Genomic DNA, 18,926 nt, shown 5'->3' on the forward strand with positions numbered 1-18,926 from the left:
TCAGAGCGCGGAGTAGCGCACCGCGGTCACCACAAAGACGACCAGGGCCGACGCGCCCAGGACCACCGCCCACAGGCCCCTGCGGGCGTTGGGCTCCTCGTTGGTCAACCACCCGGTGGGCCAGCGGGCGAGCAGCCCGAAGGCCACCGCCATGAGGGCCGCGATGAACGCGACGATGTTGATCAGCGGCACCCAGGACACCGCGAGTGCGCCGACCCCGAGCACCAGGGCGCGGGTCCCCAGGTCCATCCCCCCGGACGACCCCGTCCGCGCGGGCGGGCGTCGGGCGGGACCACGTGGGGGCATGCGGCCAGCCTAGCCGCGCGGTCGCCCCCGGTGATCCTCCAGACGGGCGACCCGGCGGACCCCGGCGGTCTGCCGGTACGAGGACTCGACCAATTCGGTCACCTCGTCCCAGTCCACGGTCCCGGCGTCCAACGGCAGCGCCAGCCATCCGGCCGGTCCGTGGTAGGCCGGGACGTGGAACCGCACGTCCCGCTCCAGTGCCGCCCGCTCCCCCGGGTCTGGCAGGAACAGCAGGGCCCGCGCCAGCAGCGGGTGGGAGTGCTCGCCCCTGACCGACCCGCCGTAGACCGCGAACACCCTGGTCGTGAACCAGTTGGGGCGGCCGTGGGAGACCTTCTCCGCCGCGTCCGGCAGCGCGAGGCAGGTCGCGCGCAGGCGGGCGAGCAGCGGATCGGCGGCGTCGAACATGATCGGGTGGGCCACGATCGCCAGGTTACGTCCCGCTCACAGGTGGACGTCGTTGTAGGCGCGCTCGTCCTCGATCGGCTCGAGGTGGGAGGTGATGTGGGAGTGGGGCAGGGCCGCGTGGATCTCCTGTTCGACCTTCTCCACCAGGTCGTGGCCGCGGTCCACGCTCCACTCCCCCGGCACGAGGGCGTGGAACTCCACGAACCGCCACTTGCCCGACTCCCGGGTCCGCAGCTCGTGGAAGTCCACACGCCCCGGCTCGCGGTGACGCTCGAGCACCTCCTCGATCAGCCGGTTGTCCCCCTCCGGCAGCGTCGCGTCCATCAGCCCCATCCCCGACTCGTGGACCAGCCTGTAGCCGACGAACAGGATGTTCAGGCCCACCCCGATGGCCACGATCGGGTCGAGCACGTTCCAGCCGGTGATCCACGCCAGCCCCAGACCGACCGCCACGCCGACCGAGGTGACGACGTCGGTGATGAGGTGCTTGCCGTCGGCCTTCAGGGTCGGCGACCGGTGCCGGTCACCGGCGCGGACGAGCGCCACCCCCACCGCGCCGTTGATCGCCGCGGCGACGAGCGAGATCAGCAGGCCCACGCCCAGCGACTCGAGCGGGACCGGGTTGATCAGCCGCTCCACGCTGACGACCAGGATGAACGCGGCGGCGACGAAGATCATCGCGCCCTCGACCCCGGCGGAGAAGTACTCGGCCTTGGAGTGCCCGTACTGGTGGTCGTCGTCGGCCGGGCGCTCCGAGACGGTGACGGCGCCCAGCGCGATGACCGCCGCCACGAGGTTGACCACGGACTCGGCCGCGTCGGAGAGCAGTCCCACCGATCCGGTCACCCACCAGGCGATCACCTTGAGCGCGATGGTGACGATCGCGGTGGCCACGGACAACCACGCGAACTTCTTCAGAGTCGACACGTCGTGAGAGCGTAGTCGGCCGGGCGTCTCGCCCCTACCCGGCGCCCACAGTCGGTAGAGTCGACGGCATGCATGTGGGTCTTTTCTGGCTGGGAGCGGCTGTACTGCTCGCCGCCGGTGAGGCGGCGGGCGGCGAGCTGTTCATGCTGATGCTCGCCGGCGGGGCCCTCGGCGGCTCGGCCGCCGCGTTCCTGGGTGCCCCGGTCTGGGGCCAGGCCCTGGCGTTCGCCCTCGTCGCCATCGTCCTGGTCGCGGGGGTCCGGCCCCTCGTCCGTCGCCGCCTCCTGTCCGCGCTGCCCGAGCACGACACCAACACCGCCGCGCTCACCGGGCGGGGCGGAACGGTGGTCGAGGCGGTAGGGCAGTCCGGCGGGCTCGTCCGGATCGCGGGCGACACGTGGACGGCCAGGGCACTGATCGAGGGCGAGAGTTTCGAGGCCGGCGAGAAGGTCCTGGTGCACGAGATCGACGGGGCCACGGCGGTCGTCGTGCGTGGCTTCTAGACACACAATCGGAGGAGAACCATGGGTGGCTTGATCTTCCTCGCCGTCATCATCGTCCTGATCGCCTCGGTGGTGGTGAGCTCCGTCAAGCTCATCCCACAGGCGGAGGCCGCGGTCATCGAGCGGCTCGGCCGCTATCAACGCACGGTGAGCGGGCAGCTCGCGCTGATCATCCCGTTCATCGACCGCGTGCGCGCCAAGGTCGACCTGCGTGAGCGGGTGGTGACCTTCCCGCCGCAGTCGATGATCACCGAGGACAACCTCACGCTGAGCATCGACACGGTGGTGTACTTCCAGGTCACCGACCCGAAGTCGGCCGTGTACGAGATCAACAACTACATCGTCGCCGTCGAGCAGCTGGCCACCACCACGCTGCGCAACGTCGTGGGCGGACTGACGCTCGAGCAGACGCTCACCAGCCGCGACATGATCAACAAGCAGCTGCGGGGGGTTCTGGACTCCGAGACCGGCCGGTGGGGCCTCCGGGTCGCCCGCGTCGAGCTCCGCTCGATCGACCCGCCCCCCTCCATCCAGGAGTCGATGGAGAAGCAGATGAAGGCGGACCGCGAGAAGCGCGCGATCATCCTCACCGCGGAGGGCCAGCGGGAGGCGGCCATCACCACCGCGCAGGGCGCCAAGCAGGCGGCGATCCTCGACGCCGAGGGCAACAAGCAGGCATCCATCCTCAACGCCGAGGCCGAGCGCCAGTCCCGCATGCTCCGCGCACAGGGCGAGCGGGCCGCGCGCTACCTCGTCGCCGAGGGGCAGGCGGCCGCGATCGCCCGCGTCAACGCCGCCGTGAAGGCCTCCAAGCCGACCCCGGAGATGCTGGCCTACCAGTACGTCCAGAACCTGCCGGAGATGGCCAAGGGCGACGCGGCCACCATGTGGATGATCCCGTCCCAGTTCGGCGATTCCCTCGAGACGTTCGCCAAGGCCGTCGCCAAGAAGGACGACGACGGGGTGTTCCGCTACGAACCGTCCGCCACCGACGGCGACGCCGAGCTGCCGTCCGCCCCCGAGCACTGGTTCGACACCTCCACCGACCCGGAGATCGCCCGGTCCGTGGCCGCCGCGGAGGCCGCCGCGCACGGTGCGTCGTCGACGGTCTCCGGGGAAGACCGGGGCCTGCCCAAGCCCAAGCCCGACGTGTTCGACATGGTTCCGGAGTCCGAGGGTGGCATCGCCCCGGACTCCCCGTCGCACCCCCAGGGACTCCCGGCGGGCGACGCTCCCGCGATCGGGGGTCCCCAGGCGCCGTAGGCCGGGCAGCCCCGGGGGGTGGATCCGGAAACCGAACAGAGCCACCACATGCGGTGACCCCACCCGGCCCCGGATGCCGCCGGGGCCGGACCCCGCCGCCCGGGGCCTGGACGTAGAATGGCGGGGTGACTCGCATCAGTGGCCGCGGCGGTGCCTGGGCACCCGATGCCGAGGACATCCGCCTGATCGAGGCGGCTGCCTCGGTCTTCGCCGAGCGCGGGATCAAGGGAACGAGCACCGACGACATCGCGAAGGCCGCCGGTGTGACCCGGGTGACCCTCTACCGCCGCCTGGGTCCCCGAGGTCAGATCATCCGAGAGATCTACGCCCACGAGGCGCAGCGGCTGATGATGCTGGTCAACTGGCGGTACACCCCGTTCGAATCCCTCGACTGGGACCCGGTCCGACACGTCGAGGACCTGCTGGTCGGAACGATCTTCGACATCCGCGAGAGCGAACTCCTCCGCAGGCTCGTCGAGGTGGACCGGGTCGAGGCCATGGCGGTGCTCGCCGGCGAATCCGACTCGGTCCTGGGTGGGATCACGGAGATCGTCGCGGAGTTCATCCGCAACACGTGGAACGCCGACGTCCACACCCGACCGATGGACGCCGAGGAGACGGAGTCGCTCTCGCGAGCGGTCGCCGGCGTGGTGGGGCGGTTCCTCCACTCGATCGTCGTGATGCCGGACGGCCCGCCGGTCGTGGAGTCGGAGGAGGAGATCCGGGCGCTCGCCCGGCAGGTCCTGGTTCCGATGATCCTGCAGCGTTGACAACCCCGCCGGCGGCCCGGATCGCGCCTCAGAGCGCCGTGGGCAGCGTCTCCGCGCCGAGCTCGTGCGCGAGGGCGGCCCGGATCCCCGGGTACCGGAACGGGTGGCCGAGGTCGCGGAGGGCTCCGGGATCGACCCTCTGGTCGGCCATGGCGAGTTCATCGGAACCGCGCGTGCCCAGGACGAGGGCGGGCGCGACGCCGGGGACCGGGATCAGCGTGGGCCGGTGCAGCACCGCACCCAGCGCGCGCGTGAAGTCGCGGTTGGTCACCGGCTCCGGGGCGACGGCGTTGACGTACCCGGTGAGGGTGGGGTCCACGACGGCGCGGAGGTAGACATCCGTGAGGTCGTCGAGGGAGATCCAGGACATCCACTGGCGACCGGAGCCCAGGCGGCCCCCCAGGCCGGTGCGGGTGATGGCGGCCAGCGGCGGCAGCATCCCTCCCGCAGCGGACAGGACGATGCCCGTCCGTACGGTGACCACCCGGGCCCGGGAGCGGCGCGCGGGGTCGCAGTCGGCCTCCCACCCGGCCACGATCTCGGCCAGGGGACCGGAGCCCGCGGCCGCATCCTCGGTCAGGATCTCGTCGCCGCGGTCGGCGCCGTAGTAGCCGATCGCCGAGGCGGACACCATGGCCGTCGCGCCGTCGCGCGCGGCGACGAGCTCGGCGAGACGACGGGTGGGCCCGATGCGGCTGTCCCGGACCGTGGCCAGGTGCGCGTCGGTGAACCGGCCGGCGATGGAGGCGCCGGCCAGATGGACCAGGACGTCGACGCCGTCCAGGAGGTCCGGGGCCGGGCCGGAGGGGTCCCACCGTCGCTCGTCCGGGCCACGGGGCGTGCCGCGGACAAGCCGGAGGACGCGGTGGCCGGCGACCCCGAGCAGCGCGGTCAGGGCGGTCCCGACCAGCCCGGAGGCCCCGGTGACGGCGACGGTCAGGGTGCGCCGGCCTTCCCCGTCGCCCGGTTGCCCGGAGAACCGGCGGATGCGGTCGAGGTCCATCGCCATGGTCCGGTAGCGGTACGCGAAGACCGGGGCGAGCATCCGCCCCGGAACCCTGGCGGTGACGCGGTCGCCCAGCAGGGCGGTCCCGTCCGGAGCCGCCGTGACGGTGTGGTGGTGTACCCACCCGGTGAGGCCCGCGTAGGGCTCGGAGACGCAGCGGTCCACGAACCGCTCCCCCTCGACGTACCCGCTCGGATCGTGCTGCGCGGTCCAGCGCGGACCGAACCGCACCCCCAGGGGGCCGGGGAGCGCGGTCCGCGGCTCCAGGACCGCCGTCCCGTCGCGCAGCGAGTCCGCCTGGCGGACCGGCCGCAGCGGCATGAACGGCGGGGAGATCCGGACGAACGCCCCCGGGGCGGCGAGGTAGTCCCACGCCTCGGCCGCTCCGGCCGGGATCGAGCAGGTCAGGTCGATGCTCATCGGTCGCTCCCGGGGTCAGGGTTCGTCAGGGTCCGTCGGGGTTCGCGGCTCAGGGCAGCAGGCAGAGGGGAGTCGCGTCGCCGCGACCCCCGGCCATCGGCACGGTGAGGAAGGCGCAGGGCCACCAGCCGCGATCCTCGATGACCTGGCGCACGGTGGACCACTGTCCGGCGCCGAGGGCGGGCGTCCGGCTGAGGACGAATCCGGAGGACCGGGTCGGGTCACCGACGATCGCCAGGGAGTAGTCGTCCGCCAGGTACGTGATCCGGTAGTTGACCGGCCCGTTCTCGTCCTGGAACGGGACCTGGGGGAAGTTCACGCGCAGCGAGGCGTTGGTGTCCGTGTTCCGGATGGTCGCCTGGCCCTCGATCACCGAGTCCGAGCTGATGGCGGAGCCGCAGGTGTTGCGCACCGAGATCGTGTCGGGCGCCGTCCGCGCGTACTCGGCCGTGGTGTCGTTGGTGCACTGCAGGGTGTAGGGCTGAGGGATGGCCGCGACCTGGAACCACTTCCCCACGTATCGGTCGGGGTCGACGTAGCGGACCTGGCTCAACTCCGGCCCGCCGAGCGATCCCAGGGCGACGCCGTCGGGCAGCAGCTGCGAGGAGCCGCCGCCGAGACGGCCGCCGTCGGTGAGGTCCTGGGCCCCGGCCGTGGGCGCGGCGCCCAGCCCGGCCGCGAGCAGCGGGGCGACGGCGAGGGCGGTGACGAGCGAGCGGAATCGCGAACGGCGTGTGGTGGTCATGCGTGGATCTCCTGGGTGGTGTCGGTGGTGCCGGGATCGGGGGTGGACTCGGTGGGGCTCGCGGCGCGGCGGCGGGGGTCTCCCGGCCACCACACCCTGTCCCCGGTGATGGTGAAGAGCGCGGGGACCACGAGGGTCCGCACGATGAAGGTGTCGAGCAGCACGCCGAGGGCGACGATCACGCCGACCTGGGTGAGCACGATGAGCGGAAGCACGCCGAGCACCACGAACACCGACGCCAGCACGATGCCGGCGGACGTGATCACCCCACCGGTCAGGGCGACGGCCCGGACCATGGCCTCGCGGGTCTCGTGCGTGGCGGCCTCCTCACGGGCGCGGATGGTGAGGAAGATCGAGTAGTCCACGCCGAGGGCCACCAGGAACAGGAAGCTGAACAGCGGGACCGACACGTCCAGACCGGGGAAGCCGAGGATCTGGGTGGTGACGAAGGTCCCCAGTCCCAGCGCGGCGAGTGAGGACAGGACCGTCGCGCCCATCACGAGCAGCGGAGCGATGAGGGACCGCAGCACCAGCACCAGGACGAGGAAGACCACGAGAAGGATGAGCGGCGCGATCAACGTGAGGTCGCGGATGTTGCCGTCGGAGGTGTCGACGGCCTCGGCCACCGACCCGCCCACGATCGCCTCGGACCCGGGGATCGTGCGGACGGTCTCCCGCAGTGCCACGATGCTCTCCTCCGAGCGATCCGTGGCGGGCGCGGCGTCGAGGGTCACGCTGACGCGGGTCCATCCGGTGCCGGACTCGCCCGCGGGTCGTGCGGAGACGACGCCCTCGACACCCTGGACCGCCCCGAGGACGGCCCCCTCGGTCCCCGTCCGGGTGAGGACGGTGACCGGGTCCGTGACCCCGGCCGGGAAGTGCTCGGCTGCGGTGGAGAGGCCGTCCGCAGCCTCCGAGACGGTGCGAAACTGCTCGGTCTGGCTCAGTCCGACGCGCGTGCCGACCAGGCCGAAGGACAGGATCACCAGCAGCAGGACGCACGAGACGAGCACCCTGACGGGCCGCTTGACCACGCCGGCGGCGATACGACCCCAGGTCCCGGGCGGGACCTCGTCACGGAACCCCTCCGGCGTGCCGACGGCGCCCTTCGCCGAGCGTCGCCCTTCTCGCGTGCCGGCCCGGTCGCCCGGGCGGGGGATGAACGGCCAGAACAGTCCACGTCCACACACCGCGAGCGCGGCGGGCAGCGCCACGAGCGCGTAGGCCAGGGCGATGAGCAGGCCCACGGCCGCGGAGAGGCCGAGCGAGCGGTAGTTGGGGAGGGTCGCCAGCAGGAGCGTGAGCAGCGCCAGGACCACGGTGATGTTGCTCGCCAGGATCGCGGGGACGGCACCCCGGTAGGCGTCGCGCAGGGCGGTGCGGCGGTCGGCGGTCTTGCGGAGTTCCTCCCGGTATCTCGACACGAGGAGCAGCGCGTAGTTGGTGCCGGCACCAAAGACCAGGACGGAGACGATGCCCGAGGTCGAGGCGTCGACGGTCACGCCGATGGCCTCGCCGACCAGCGAGACGAGCAGGGCGGCGACCCGGTCCGCCACGCCGACCACGATGAGCGGCACGAGCCACAGGACCGGGGACCGGTAGGTGATGATGAGCAGCACGGCCACGACCAGCGCGGTCGCGGCGAGGAGCCGGAAGTCCGCGCCCTCGAAGGCGGCGGCGGTGTCGGCGGCGAACGCCGGGCCGCCGGTGAGCTCGGCCTTCACGCCGGGATCGAGTCCCTCGGCGATGGCCGCCCGCATCTCCTTGACCAGGTCGCGGCCCTCCTCGTTGGAGAGGACCTGCGCGTCGACGGGGACCAGCATCAGTGCGGCGGCCCCGTCCTCGGACGGGATGGGTCCCTGCGACGGGGCGCCCACGACCTCGGCCATGCGCTCACCCGCACCGACCGCGGCGGCGAGGCCCTGCGGGCCCAGCTCTCCCCCGTCGTCCCGGGAGATCACCAGGACCGCGGGGACCGACCCGGCGTCGGGGAAGTCCTGCTGGATCTGCGAGACGAGGGCCGCCTCGGAGTCGTCCGGCAGCGTCTGCGGCGCCTCGGAGGATCCCTCCGACGAGGCGAACGCGAACACCGCGCCCGTGGCCACCACCACGACCAGCAGCATCAACCATGCGGTGAGCCTGCCCGTGAGGACTCCCACCCACCCTCGGTCCGTCCCGGTCGTCTCCACTGCGGAGCGCTCCGCTCTCATCGTGTTCCCTGTCTTCACGCGTTGTATTCGGAGAGGAACGCCTCGAGGATGGCGTTGACCTCGTCTGGACGTTCCATCGTGGGCGAATGTCCCGCCCCCGGGATCTCGTGGTAGCTGGTCGTGGCGATCAGGTCGACCAGTCGGCGGGACTTCTCCGGTGGCGTCGCCGCGTCCTCCGCCCCCACCACGACCAGGGTCGGCGCGATGATCCGGATGGCCTCGTCCTCACACGGATCGCGATCGGCGACGGACTCGATGGCCTTGACCATCCCCGTCCGGTCGACCCGCTCGAGCATCGTCATCCACTGCTCGACCCACGGGGCGGTGATGTTGCGGTCGGCCAACATGATCGGCGCGACCCTGGACCGCAGCGGTTTGATCCCCGCCACCCGGTACACCTTGGAGAGCTTCTTGTACTTGCTGCGGTTGGCCGGCTCCTCCGCGGTCGCCGCGGTGTCGAGCAGGGTGAGCGAGTGCACGACCTCCGGGTTGCGGGCCGCCAGTCGGATGCCCACGAAGCCGCCCATGGACAGGCCGACGAAGTTGACCACCGGGATCCGCAGGTGACGCAGGAGTTCGGACACGTCGACAGTGAGGGTGTCCATGTCGTAGCCGCCCATTGCGCGGGGCGAGTCGCCCTGGCCTCGGAAGTCGATCGTCACGCACCGGTACCGGTCCTTCAGGTGCGCGATCTGGTGCTGGAACATCCAGCCGGAGAACAGCAGTCCGTGGGCGAAGAACACCACCGGGGCGTCCTCCCGCCCCGCGGGCGCGCCGGTGTCGGTGTAGGCGATCGTGGTGTGGCCGCGCTGGAAGGTGGGCATCGGGGCGCTCCTGGGATGGCTCACGGCCGCGGGTCCGGCCTCTACGGTCGTACGATACGGTCGGACGGCGGCCCCCGAGGTCACCTCAGGGTGATCAGCGCCCTCGGGCCATCCGGCCCCGCGGCCCGTTCGAGGTGCTGGTGCTCGTTGACGGCGATGCAGGTCATCCCGCCCCTGCCCACCACCACGCGGGCGACCCCGGTGTTGACGGTCACGCGCTGGAGCCGCGCCCACAGCCCCACCACGCCCTCCGGGTCGGCCAGCAGCCCGGCGACCGCCAACGAGATGGTCCCCGCCGAACTGACCACGACGGTCGTCCTGCCCGACCCGGACCGCGCCGCCGCGTCCTCGACGGCCGACCTCGTCGCGGCAGAGTAGTCCTCGAAGGCCGCGAGCCCGGCCCAGTGGCCGAGCGCGGCGTCGAGTTGGCGCTGGAAGGCCTGCTTGGCCTCGTCGGAGGACCCGGCGGTGTCGAGGGTGCCGTGGTCGTGTCCCAGGCCGGCCTCGCGGGCGGCGGCGAGCACCTCGTCGGCGTCGTACTCGGCCCAGCGGTCGTCGAGCTCGACTGGGCAGTCCCAGCCGGCGCCCTCCCGCAGGCCGTCGAGGAGTCCCTCGGCGGTCTCGCGCTGACGCCGCAGGCCGCCGTGGATCACCACGTCGGGCCTGAGCCCCCGGGCCGCCATGTCCCGCCCGGTGAGGCGGGCCTGGAGGTGGCCCGTCTCCGAGAGCCGGTCGTAGTCACCGGTGCCGAACGACGCCTGGCCGTGGCGGACGAGGTGGATGGCCCCCATCAGGACCGGCCCCCGATCCCGTCCAGGAGCTCGACGATCCTGTTGCGCGCATCGTGCACCCCGCCGGCGAGGAGCGGCAGGACGACCCGCGGGATCCCGCGCAGCTCCGGGATCACGTCGCCCGGACCGATCCGCGTGGGCGACAGGCGGCCTTCCCCGGTGCGGATGATCCGGAGGCAGCGTTGCTCGAGGAAGGACACGGCGGGCCGGAAGGCGCGGAACGCCGGGTTGGTGGTCTGCCCGTGGTAGTAGCGGTGGTTGATCTGTTGGGCGATCACCGCCAGCCGGAACAGCCCGAACACCTCATAGAAGCGCCAGCTCCCGGCGTCGATCTCCAGGCCGGACTTCTCCGCGTAGCGCTCGACCACCTGCTGCCGGGTGAGCATCCCCGGGGCGTTGGTGGGCTGGCGCCGGAACGCCGTGAACACCGGGCCGTCGCCCTCCTGGACCCAGTAGGCCAGGGCGCCGCCGAGGTCCATCAGCGGGTCGCCGACGGTGGCCATCTCCCAGTCCAGGACGCCGATGACGTGGGTGACGTCGGCGGGGTCCAGGACCAGGTTGTCGAACCGGAAGTCGTTGTGGATCAGGCAGTGCCCGACGTCCTCGGGCTGGTGGGCGGACAGCCACTTCATCACCGGCACGAAGTCGGGTACGTCGGGCGTCCGGGCGCGGCGGTAGCGGGCGGACCAGCCCTCGACCTGGCGGCGGACGTAGCCGTCGCCGCGGTCGAGGTCGTCCAGGCCCGCGGCCGAGATGTCCACGGAGTGCAGCTCGACCAGGGCGTCGACGGCGCTCTCCGCCAGCCGGCGGGTGGTGACCCTGTCCAGCCGGAGCTCGCGGGGGATCTCCTTGCGCAGGATGACCCCCTCGACACGCTCCATGACGTAGAAGTCGGAGCCGATGACCGAGTGGTCCTCGCACAGCCCGACCATCCGCGGTACCAGCGGGTACACCGCCCGCAGCGCCGCCTGGACGCGGTATTCCCGCTTCATGTCGTGCGCGCCGCGGGCCTTGGTCCCGGCGGGCGGGCGACGCATCACCAGGTCCACGCCCGGGTAGCGCAGGACGTAGGTGAGGTTCGACGCGCCCCCGGAGAACTGGCTCACCTCCGGGATGACCGGCTCGTCGTCGTCGCCCAGGTCCGTCCCCGCCAGCACGGTCGGGTCGGCCGGGGTGATGGAGCGCAGCCAGGCGGCCACCGCCTCGACGTCGAACGCGTCCTCGGCACGCACGGCGCTCGCGCCGGGGATCCGGCGGCTGAGCGGCGAGGCGCCCTCGGGGCGGGTCATCGCACGCCCCCCGCGGTCGCGCCCGCGGCGGCGTCCCGGTACGGCGCGAGCAGGGCGCGGGCGACCACGCCGAGGTGGACCTCGTCCGGGCCGTCGGCCAGCCGCAGCGAGCGCGCGGTGGCGTACGCGCCGGCGAGCGGGAAGTCGTCGCTCATCCCCCCGCCGCCGTGGAGCTGGAGGGACATGTCGATGACCTGCTGCGCCATGCGGGGCACGGCGGCCTTGATGGCGCTCACCTCCACGGCGGCCGCGCCTGCCGTGTCGAGCGTCCAGGCGGCGTGCAGCACCAGCAGGCGGGCCTGGTCGATCGCGATGCGGGCCTCCGCCAGCCTCTCGCGGTTGCCGCCCAGGTTGACGATGGGTTTGCCGAACGCGACTCGGCTCGACGCCCGGCGGCACGCCAGGTCCAGCGCCATCTCCGCCAGGCCGATCAGCCGCATGCAGTGGTGGACGCGGCCGGGGCCCAGCCGGCCCTGGGCGATCTCGGCGGCGCGGCCCGGCCCGGCGATGATGTTCGACACCGGCACCCGGACGCCGTCGAGGGAGACCTCGCCGTGGCCGAGCGGCTCGTCGTACACCCCCTGCGCGGTGAGCATCCGCTCGACGCGGACCCCGGGGGCGTCCATCGGCACCAGCACCATCGAGTGCCGCAGGTAGCGGTGGGCGTCCGGGTCCGACACCCCCATGAAGATCCCGACCCGGCAGTCCGGGTGGCCGACGCCGGTGGACCACCACTTGCGGCCGTCGAGCACCACCTCGTCGCCCTCGACGCGGGCGGTCGCGGCCATGGTCGAGGCGTCCGAGGAGGCCACGGCGGGCTCGGTCATGAGGAACGCGCTGCGGATCCGCCCGTCGAGCAGCGGGTCCAACCAGCGGTCCTTCTGCTCCTGCGATCCGTACTTGAGCAGGACCTCCATGTTCCCGGTGTCGGGGGCGTTGCAGTTGAACACCAGCGGGGCGAGGAAGGACCGGCCCATCTCCTCGGCGACCGGCGCGTAGTCGGTGTTGCTCAGGCCGGCACCGCCGCGGGTGCCGTGGCGCTCGGCGTAGGGGCCCTCGTGCCCGGCGGGCAGGAAGAGGTTCCACAGCCCCTGCTCGCGCGCCCTGGCCTGCAGTTCCGTGACCCTCGGGTCGACGGCCCACGGGTCCTCCCCGGCCAGCCGGCGGCGGGCGACGTCGGCGTGGATCTCGGGCTCGACCGGGGCGATGTGCGTGTCGATGAACTCACGGACGGCCGCGGTGAGCTCGGCGGCGCGGGGCGAGGCGGAGAAGTCCATGCCATGCATCGTGGCACACCCGGGTGAACAGTCCCCGCACTCCGCCGCCGCGCGCCGGGCCGGGGGCCGTGAGCGCGGGCGGGGTCCGGTGTCCCACAATGGCGGTACGGAGACGGCCTCCACGGCCCGCGGTACCGCGGGCCGTCCAGCGAGAGCGAGACGCGGACGATGCTGCCGGAGACCGAGGCGTGGTTCCGAGACCGAAGCCTGGCCGCCCGGGACTTCGATGCCGCCGCGGTGACCGCCGCCAAGAACGGTCGTCGCCTGTCGGTCGTGCTGCCCGCCCGCGACGAGGAGGCCACGGTCGGCGCGATCGTCACCGCCCTGCGCGAGCACCTGGTCGAGGCCGTGCCGCTGCTCGACGAGATCGTGGTGATCGACTCCGACTCGGTGGACGACACCGCCCGGGTCGCCCGCGAGGCCGGCGCCAGGGTGTACGCGCAGTCGGAGATCCTGCCGGAGTGGGGGTCGGTCCCGGGCAAGGGCGAGGCGCTGTGGAAGTCGCTGGCGGTGACCACGGGCGACATCGTGGCCTTCATCGACGCCGACCTGCGCGACTTCGACCCGTCGTTCGCGCTCGGGTTGCTCGCGCCCCTGGTGACGGACCCCTCGCTGGGCTTCGTCAAGGGCTGCTACGACCGGCCGCTCGCCGACGGGGCCACGGTGTTGCCCTCGGGCGGGGGCCGCGTGACCGAGCTGGTGGCCCGGCCGCTCATCGACGCCTGGTGGCCGGAGCTGGCGGGGTTCGCCCAGCCGCTGGCCGGCGAGTACGCGGCCACCCGCGAGGTCCTCGAGCGGATCCCGTTCGCGCGCGGCTACGGGGTGGAACTCGCCCTGCTGGTGGACGTGTGGAAGCTGGTCGGCCTCGACGCGATGGCCCAGGTGGACCTGGGCACCCGGCGGCATCGCAACTCCCCCGACGTCGCGTTGGCCCGGATGGCGGCCCAGATCCAGCGCACCGCGTGGGAGCGGCTCGTCCGAGAGGGTCGGCTCAGCACATCCGCGGAGCCCGACCACCGGCTCACCACCTTCACCCGCTCGGGCGCGGGTACCTACTCGCCCACCACCACGCTCGTCGAGACCGGCGACCGTCCCCCGATGGGTCAGGTGCGGGCCCGGCCCCGGGCCGGGTCCTGAGGGTCGGGTCCTGAGGGTCGGGGACGGGCCGGGTGGCGTATACCCCACCGGTATGTGGATCATGGTGGCGTGACCACACCCCCGACCGTCGCCCCGGCCGGCCCCGCGGCCTTCGCTCCCGCCCGGGCGGCCCTCGCCGCGCTCGGGACGTTCCTGCTCATCGGCATCCCCACCGACATCCTGCCCAACCCGGTCTTCGGCCGCGAGGTGCCCGTGCGCTGGTGGGAGTATCCCGTCCTCGCCGCGACCGTGCTCCTCACCGCCGCGTGGTTCGGTATCCGCTCGGCGCGGGAGGCCCGGGGCGACACCCCCGGCGACGACGACGAGGAGGCCTCCGACCGGCCCGTCCTGGTCACCGCGGGGATCATGACGGCGTGGTTCGCGGTGGCGTGTCCGGTGTGCAACAAGATCGTCCTGCTGCTGCTGGGCACGTCCGGGGCGCTCGGGTTCTGGGCGCCTCTGCAGCCGTGGCTGGCCGCGCTCTCGCTGGTGATGCTCGCCGGCGCGGTGGTCTACCGGTGGCGGGCCCGCCCCTGCGGGGACGGGTCGTGCGCGGTCACTGCGGGCCGGGGGACCGGCCGGGCGACCTCGGCCGCGCCGACCCCGTCAGCATCGGCGTCAGCGGAAAGACCGGCGGGAACGGGGAGGTCCTGAGCCCGGAGACGTCGAACCCGGCCTCGTCGAGCCGGCGGGCGGTGTCCCGGTTCGGCCGACACCCACCCCCCACCCTGCTCCACACCGGGGCGATCCGATCCGCCACCCGGCCGAGCGCTCCGTCCGCGCGGACGTGCTCGAGGAGCCGGAGCTCGCCGTCGGGCGCCAGGACCCGTCGGGCCTCGGCCAGTGCGGCCGCGACGTCGGGCACGGTGCACAACACCAGGCCGAACACCACGGCGTCGGCCTCGCCGTCCGCCAGCGGAAGCGCCTCGGCCACGGTGTCGACGACCTCCACCCGGACCGGAGCCCCCGCGGCGTAGCGGAGCGCGTGCGCGCGCAGATGCGGGTCGGGTTCCACGGCCACCACCCGCGTGACCTCCGGCGGGTAGTGCTCGAAGGTCACCCCGCTTCCCGCGCCCACCTCGACCACGGTGCCGTGCAGGTCGGCGACCAGGCGCCGCCGGGAGTCGGCCAGCCCGACGCGCTCGAGCAGCGGACTCGCCACCACCCACGCGCGCGCGAACAGCGAGACGTCATTGCGATCGGCCATACCCACCCCCGGATCTCGACCCGGTATCCCACGGCCCGGCGGGATTCCCGATACCGTGGAGGGTATACGCAACGACCTCCGGCGTCACCGGGAATCGTGTGACAGAAACGGGTGATCCGCACATGACCGACTCCACCACCCTCCCCGCCTGGGACCGGGTCCTGGCCGTGGTCGCCCATCCCGACGACGAGTCGTTCGGCCTGGGCGCCATCCTCTCGACCTTCGCCGCCGCGGGCGCGGCCGTGGACGTCCTGTGCCTGACCCGGGGCGAGGCGTCGACCCTCCACGGCGTGGAGGGCGACCTGTCCGAGATCCGCGAGCACGAGCTGCGGGCCGCCGCGGACGCGCTCGGGGCCCGGCGGGTGGACCTGCGCACCCTGCCGGACGGCGGGCTCGCCGGGCTGGCGGAGTCGGTGCTGGACCGCGAGGTCGAGCGCGCGGTCTCCGCGACCCGCCCCGACGGCGTGATCACCTTCGACACCACCGGGATCAGCGGCCACCCCGACCACGTGGCCGCCGCCGAGGCCGCCATCCGCGCGGGCGGACGCCACGGCCTCGGCGTCCTGGCGTGGACCCTGCCGGACGAGATCTGCCGGGCGCTGTCCGGGGAGGGCTTCGCGGGATTCCTCGGCCGACCGGCCACGGAGATCGACCTGGTCCTCGCCGTGGACCGCGCCGCCCAGCGGGACGCCGTGGAGTGCCATCCCAGCCAGGCCGTGCCCGGCAGCGTGCTGTGGAGGAGACTCGAACTGCAGGGCGACACCGAGCACCTCCGGTGGCTCCGCCGCCCCTGAGCGGATCGCCCCGCCGCACCCCACCGCCTCACCGCACCGAAAGGACCACCTCCCGTGGACGCCTCCGACTGGAACGCCCGCTACCTCGCCCAGCCCGACGTGTGGGGGACGACCCCCGCCGCCCGGATCGTCTCGGAGGTCACCAGCGCCGAGGACGCCGGCCTGTCCGTCGGGACGGCCATCGACCTGGCCTGCGGTGACGGCCGGCACGCACGCTGGCTGGCCGCCCACGGGTGGCGGGTGCAGGCGGTCGACTTCTCCGAGGTCGCGATCGAGCAGGCCCGCGCCAAGGACTCCGATGACGGCCGCAGCGGCAGCGTCGAGTGGGTTGTCGGTGACGCCACGACCTGGGCGCCGTCCGACCCCGTCGACCTCGTGGTGATCGGATTCCTCCACCTCCGACTGGACACGCTCGCCCGGGTCCTGGGCGACGTGGGCGGCTGGCTGCGCCCCGGCGGGCACCTGGTGTACCTCGGCCACGCCGCCGAGAACCTGAGCCGCGGAGTCGGCGGGCCGCAGGACCCGACCGTGCTACCCGGCATCGCGGACCTGGCCCGGGGGGCGGAGGGGCTCGAGGTGGTCTCGCTGCGCCACGACCTGCGGCCGGCGGGCAAGGCCACCGCCGTCGACGTGCTCCTGCACGCCCGGTCCTGGGTCCGCAGGTGACCGGGTCTGGGCTCCTGGAGCGGGAGCGGGTCCAGAGGCGCATCCTCACCGTCCTGATCCTGGGGCAGCTGCTCGCCGGCGCCGGGCTGGCGGCCGGCGTGACCGTGGGCGCGCTGCTCGCCGAGGACCTGCTCGGCGGCCCGGGGCTGTCCGGACTGCCGTCCGCGCTGTTCACCGGCGGGTCCGCCCTCGCCGCGGTGTTCGTGGGCAGACTGTCCCAGGCCCGCGGCCGGCGGCCGGGACTCGCGGCCGGCTTCGCGTTCGGCGCTCTCGGCGCGGTCGGGATCGTCGTGGCCACGTCCCTGGAGTCGCTGCCGCTGCTGTTCGCCGCGTTCGTGGTCTACGGCTCCGGCACCGCCACCAACCTGCAGGCCCGTTACGCCGGCGCCGACCTCGCCACCCCCGCGAGCCGCGCCCGGTCACTGTCCTACGTCCTGCTCGGCACCACCGCCGGCGCCGTGGCGGGGCCCAACCTCGTCGGGCCCACGGGCGCGTTGGCGGAGTCGATGGGTCTCGCGCCCCTGGCCGGTCCCTTCCTGCTCGCCGCAGCGGCCTACGGCGGCGCGGCCCTCGTCATCTCCCTCCTCCTGCGGCCCGATCCGCTGCTCGAGGCGCGACGGTGGGAGGCCGCGGACACCGACGCCGAGGCGACCTCGTCGTCGTCGACCTCATCCCACCCCGGGGACGACACCGGCCCCGCCGCCCCGGCCCGCGTGTGGAACGCCGACGTCATCACCGGCGTGGTGGTGATGGCGCTGACCCAGTTCGTCATGGTCGGGCTGATGACCATGACGCCCGTGCACATGCGCGCGCACGACCACGCCGTGACCGTGGTGGGGCTGGTGATCTCGCTGCACGTGGCCGCGATGTTCCTGCCCGCGCCGCTGTCGGGACTGCTGGTGGACAAGTTCGGCAGCCGCGCCGTCGCGGTGTCGGCGGGCCTGGTGCTGTTGGCCTCCGGCGTGCTGGCCGCGGTCGCCCCGCCCGAGTCGACGCTGCTGGTCACCGTCGCGCTGATCCTGCTGGGGCTGGGCTGGAGCCTGGGGCTGGTGGCCGGCACGACCGTGCTGACGACGTCGGTCCCGCTGGCGGTGCGCGCCACCGTGCAGGGTCAGGCCGACGTGGCGGTGGCGCTGTCCGGCGCGGCGGGCGGCCTGCTGTCCGGCCTGGTGTTCGCGTGGATCGACTTCCGGGGCCTCGGCTTCTCGCTCGCGGCGCTCTCGCTGATCGTGGTGGCCGCGGTGCGACCCCGGCGGGCCCGACCCGTGGAGGTCACGGCACCGGTCGGCGGCTGACCGCCCCGCCCCGCGGCGCCGACGCGCGGGCCCGCTCGGCCAGGTCGACCCGCCACCACACCGCGAAGCCCCACAGGACGAACACCGCGTACACCAGGTACAACGCCGCCGACGGGTAGTAGCCCGCCTTGAGCAACAGCGGCACCCCCACGATGTCGACCGCGATCCACAGCAGCCAGAACTCGGTCCAGCCGCGGGCCATGCCGTAGGTCGCGAGGATCGAGCCGGTGAAGATCCACGCGTCCGCCCACGGGCCCCACGAGCCGAGCTGGGCGAAGAGCCAGCCGAACACCAGGGTCCCGGTGACCATGCCGACCACCAGTCCCGCCCGCTGACGGCCGGTGGCCCAGTGCGGGTGGACCGCGGGAGCCTCGGCCCCCGCCTCACCCGGCAGGGCGGCGTTCGCGCGCTTGTCCCGCGACCAGCGCCACCATCCGTACAACCCCACCGCCAGGAACATGACCTGACGGCCGGCCTGGCCGTAGAGATCCACGTCCTGCGGGGTGTGGAAGACACCGCCGAGGAAGACGGTGAGCAGCGTCGCGTTGCCGACGATCCCCACCGGCCAGGCCCACACCACGCGGCGCATGCCGCCGATCGCTGCGGCCAGGCCGAAGACGTTGCCGACGATCTCGCGCCACAGGATCGGGACCCCGCCGATCGACACCTGCGAGTCGAGGAATTGCACGAGAAGGCTCATCGTGTGCCCCTTTCGCGGGCCAGACACAGACGGCCCAGGGCGTAAGACACGACGCCCACGGATCCACGGCATTCCGGCCACGGCCGCGTGAGGACGCGATGTTCTCTTCCATCCGGACTATGACCGTCGGCCCCGGGATCACACCGGGTCTGCTGACCCCCGCGCGTGCGATGGTCCGGACGCCGTGTCCGGTCCGCCGCGTGTGCGGGGCGCTCGCGGGCTCGCCGCCGGTCATGGGACCGGTGACATCACCGCCGGTGGGGAGTTCCACCCCGCCCTGAGAACGTGACCTAATCTGTACCCCCGCGCAAGCCGCGCCGCAAGCCAGGTCGAGCCGAGCCGCGTACAGCGCCACCACGCCGCGGGCACGCCGCAGGCACGCCGCGGA

Annotated in this window: 20 protein-coding genes and 1 riboswitch; of the genes, 8 read left to right on the plus strand and 12 right to left on the minus strand. The window is 73.1% G+C overall.

Annotation, left to right across the window (positions count from 1 at the left end; all coding sequences use genetic code 11):
- Genes B4M60_RS12515 through B4M60_RS12525 form a run of 3 tightly spaced genes read right to left on the minus strand, consistent with a single transcriptional unit; the run spans position 1 to position 1,641 of the window.
- Positions 1-306 carry a hypothetical protein gene (locus B4M60_RS12515; RefSeq protein ID WP_291084455.1) on the minus strand — a complete coding sequence of 102 codons (306 nt, stop codon included), beginning with the start codon at positions 304-306 and terminating at the stop codon, positions 1-3.
- A 9-nt stretch (positions 307-315) separates the two neighbouring features.
- Complete coding sequence (locus B4M60_RS12520) at positions 316-729, minus strand: MmcQ/YjbR family DNA-binding protein (protein WP_291084458.1); 414 nt, start codon at positions 727-729, stop codon at positions 316-318.
- Positions 730-750: 21 nt separating this feature from the next.
- Entirely contained in the window at positions 751-1,641 is an 891-nt protein-coding gene (locus tag B4M60_RS12525; RefSeq protein WP_291084461.1) for a cation diffusion facilitator family transporter, read from the minus strand.
- Positions 1,642-1,709: 68 nt separating this feature from the next.
- Here B4M60_RS12525 and B4M60_RS12530 point away from each other — a divergent pair, with 68 nt between their 5' ends.
- The 3 genes from B4M60_RS12530 to B4M60_RS12540 all read left to right on the plus strand — a co-directional run bounded on the left by B4M60_RS12530 (position 1,710) and on the right by B4M60_RS12540 (position 4,177).
- Positions 1,710-2,144, plus strand: coding sequence for an NfeD family protein (locus B4M60_RS12530; protein WP_291084463.1), 435 nt, complete (start codon positions 1,710-1,712; stop codon positions 2,142-2,144).
- Positions 2,145-2,165: 21 nt separating this feature from the next.
- Complete coding sequence (locus B4M60_RS12535; RefSeq protein ID WP_291084466.1) at positions 2,166-3,407, plus strand: SPFH domain-containing protein; 1,242 nt, start codon at positions 2,166-2,168, stop codon at positions 3,405-3,407.
- Between the two features lie 125 nt (positions 3,408-3,532).
- A complete protein-coding gene (locus B4M60_RS12540) occupies positions 3,533-4,177 on the plus strand; it encodes a TetR/AcrR family transcriptional regulator (RefSeq protein WP_291084469.1) in 645 nt (214 codons plus the stop codon).
- A 28-nt stretch (positions 4,178-4,205) separates the two neighbouring features.
- Here the strand turns inward: B4M60_RS12540 and B4M60_RS12545 are convergent, their stop codons facing one another.
- The 7 genes from B4M60_RS12545 to B4M60_RS12575 form a co-directional block, all read right to left on the minus strand.
- A complete protein-coding gene (locus B4M60_RS12545; RefSeq protein ID WP_291084473.1) occupies positions 4,206-5,603 on the minus strand; it encodes a TIGR01777 family oxidoreductase in 1,398 nt (465 codons plus the stop codon).
- A 49-nt stretch (positions 5,604-5,652) separates the two neighbouring features.
- Positions 5,653-6,348 (minus strand): lipocalin family protein, encoded by a 696-nt coding sequence (locus B4M60_RS12550; RefSeq protein WP_291084476.1) that lies wholly within the window; start codon positions 6,346-6,348, stop codon positions 5,653-5,655.
- Complete coding sequence (locus tag B4M60_RS12555; protein ID WP_291084515.1) at positions 6,345-8,471, minus strand: MMPL family transporter; 2,127 nt, start codon at positions 8,469-8,471, stop codon at positions 6,345-6,347. The genes B4M60_RS12550 and B4M60_RS12555 overlap by 4 nt, the downstream gene beginning before the upstream one ends.
- Before the next feature lie 101 nt (positions 8,472-8,572).
- Complete coding sequence (locus tag B4M60_RS12560) at positions 8,573-9,382, minus strand: alpha/beta fold hydrolase (RefSeq protein ID WP_291084480.1); 810 nt, start codon at positions 9,380-9,382, stop codon at positions 8,573-8,575.
- Positions 9,383-9,462: 80 nt separating this feature from the next.
- A complete protein-coding gene (locus tag B4M60_RS12565) occupies positions 9,463-10,173 on the minus strand; it encodes a histidine phosphatase family protein (RefSeq protein ID WP_291084483.1) in 711 nt (236 codons plus the stop codon).
- Positions 10,173-11,462: a phosphotransferase family protein gene (locus B4M60_RS12570; RefSeq protein ID WP_291084486.1), complete on the minus strand. Its 1,290-nt coding sequence runs from the start codon at positions 11,460-11,462 to the stop codon at positions 10,173-10,175. Before B4M60_RS12570 ends, B4M60_RS12565 begins: the two co-directional genes overlap by 1 nt.
- Positions 11,459-12,739 (minus strand): acyl-CoA dehydrogenase family protein, encoded by a 1,281-nt coding sequence (locus tag B4M60_RS12575; protein ID WP_291084488.1) that lies wholly within the window; start codon positions 12,737-12,739, stop codon positions 11,459-11,461. Before B4M60_RS12575 ends, B4M60_RS12570 begins: the two co-directional genes overlap by 4 nt.
- A 168-nt stretch (positions 12,740-12,907) precedes the next feature.
- Between B4M60_RS12575 and B4M60_RS12580 the strand changes: the two genes are divergently transcribed.
- Positions 12,908-13,876 carry a glucosyl-3-phosphoglycerate synthase gene (locus B4M60_RS12580; protein WP_291084491.1) on the plus strand — a complete coding sequence of 323 codons (969 nt, stop codon included), beginning with the start codon at positions 12,908-12,910 and terminating at the stop codon, positions 13,874-13,876.
- Positions 13,877-13,945: 69 nt separating this feature from the next.
- On the plus strand, positions 13,946-14,530 hold the full coding sequence (locus B4M60_RS12585; RefSeq protein ID WP_291084493.1) for a hypothetical protein: 585 nt from the start codon (positions 13,946-13,948) through the stop codon (positions 14,528-14,530).
- Here the strand turns inward: B4M60_RS12585 and B4M60_RS12590 are convergent.
- Entirely contained in the window at positions 14,433-15,083 is a 651-nt protein-coding gene (locus B4M60_RS12590) for a class I SAM-dependent methyltransferase (RefSeq protein ID WP_291084495.1), read from the minus strand. The genes B4M60_RS12585 and B4M60_RS12590 overlap by 98 nt on opposite strands.
- 122 nt (positions 15,084-15,205) lie before the next feature.
- On the opposite strand from B4M60_RS12590, the gene B4M60_RS12595 reads away from it, so the two are divergent.
- The 3 genes from B4M60_RS12595 to B4M60_RS12605 are packed head-to-tail and all read left to right on the plus strand — an operon-like array spanning position 15,206 to position 17,838.
- Positions 15,206-15,877, plus strand: coding sequence for a PIG-L family deacetylase (locus B4M60_RS12595; RefSeq protein ID WP_291084497.1), 672 nt, complete (start codon positions 15,206-15,208; stop codon positions 15,875-15,877).
- 54 nt (positions 15,878-15,931) lie between these two features.
- Positions 15,932-16,543, plus strand: coding sequence for a class I SAM-dependent methyltransferase (locus tag B4M60_RS12600; RefSeq protein ID WP_291084500.1), 612 nt, complete (start codon positions 15,932-15,934; stop codon positions 16,541-16,543).
- Positions 16,540-17,838, plus strand: coding sequence for an MFS transporter (locus B4M60_RS12605; RefSeq protein ID WP_291084503.1), 1,299 nt, complete (start codon positions 16,540-16,542; stop codon positions 17,836-17,838). Before B4M60_RS12600 ends, B4M60_RS12605 begins: the two co-directional genes overlap by 4 nt.
- Here the strand turns inward: B4M60_RS12605 and pnuC are convergent.
- Positions 17,816-18,538 carry a nicotinamide riboside transporter PnuC gene (pnuC, locus tag B4M60_RS12610; protein WP_291084506.1) on the minus strand — a complete coding sequence of 241 codons (723 nt, stop codon included), beginning with the start codon at positions 18,536-18,538 and terminating at the stop codon, positions 17,816-17,818. The two genes, B4M60_RS12605 and pnuC, sit on opposite strands and share 23 nt — an antisense overlap.
- Before the next feature lie 96 nt (positions 18,539-18,634).
- A riboswitch (FMN riboswitch) is annotated at positions 18,635-18,827 on the minus strand.
- Positions 18,828-18,926: the final 99 nt, after the last annotated feature.

Source organism: Dietzia sp. UBA5065 (assembly GCA_002415925.1).
Taxonomy (GTDB): Bacteria; Actinomycetota; Actinomycetes; order Mycobacteriales; family Mycobacteriaceae; genus Dietzia.

Excerpts from the sequence above, each read along its gene's own strand:
- B4M60_RS12530 (WP_291084463.1), top strand. The coding sequence starts at position 1,710 with ATGCATGTGGGTCTTTTCTGGCTGGGAGCGGCTGTACTGCTCGCCGCC.
- B4M60_RS12535 (WP_291084466.1), top strand. The coding sequence starts at position 2,166 with ATGGGTGGCTTGATCTTCCTCGCCGTCATCATCGTCCTGATCGCCTCG.
- B4M60_RS12565 (WP_291084483.1), bottom strand. The coding sequence starts at position 10,173 with ATGGGGGCCATCCACCTCGTCCGCCACGGCCAGGCGTCGTTCGGCACC.
- B4M60_RS12550 (WP_291084476.1), bottom strand. The coding sequence starts at position 6,348 with ATGACCACCACACGCCGTTCGCGATTCCGCTCGCTCGTCACCGCCCTC.
- B4M60_RS12555 (WP_291084515.1), bottom strand. The coding sequence starts at position 8,471 with ATGCTGCTGGTCGTGGTGGTGGCCACGGGCGCGGTGTTCGCGTTCGCC.
- pnuC (WP_291084506.1), bottom strand. The coding sequence starts at position 18,538 with ATGAGCCTTCTCGTGCAATTCCTCGACTCGCAGGTGTCGATCGGCGGG.
- B4M60_RS12595 (WP_291084497.1), top strand. The coding sequence starts at position 15,206 with ATGACCGACTCCACCACCCTCCCCGCCTGGGACCGGGTCCTGGCCGTG.
- B4M60_RS12560 (WP_291084480.1), bottom strand. The coding sequence starts at position 9,382 with ATGCCCACCTTCCAGCGCGGCCACACCACGATCGCCTACACCGACACC.
- B4M60_RS12590 (WP_291084495.1), bottom strand. The coding sequence starts at position 15,083 with ATGGCCGATCGCAATGACGTCTCGCTGTTCGCGCGCGCGTGGGTGGTG.
- B4M60_RS12570 (WP_291084486.1), bottom strand. The coding sequence starts at position 11,462 with ATGACCCGCCCCGAGGGCGCCTCGCCGCTCAGCCGCCGGATCCCCGGC.
- B4M60_RS12515 (WP_291084455.1), bottom strand. The coding sequence starts at position 306 with ATGCCCCCACGTGGTCCCGCCCGACGCCCGCCCGCGCGGACGGGGTCG.
- B4M60_RS12580 (WP_291084491.1), top strand. The coding sequence starts at position 12,908 with ATGCTGCCGGAGACCGAGGCGTGGTTCCGAGACCGAAGCCTGGCCGCC.
- B4M60_RS12575 (WP_291084488.1), bottom strand. The coding sequence starts at position 12,739 with ATGGACTTCTCCGCCTCGCCCCGCGCCGCCGAGCTCACCGCGGCCGTC.
- B4M60_RS12545 (WP_291084473.1), bottom strand. The coding sequence starts at position 5,603 with ATGAGCATCGACCTGACCTGCTCGATCCCGGCCGGAGCGGCCGAGGCG.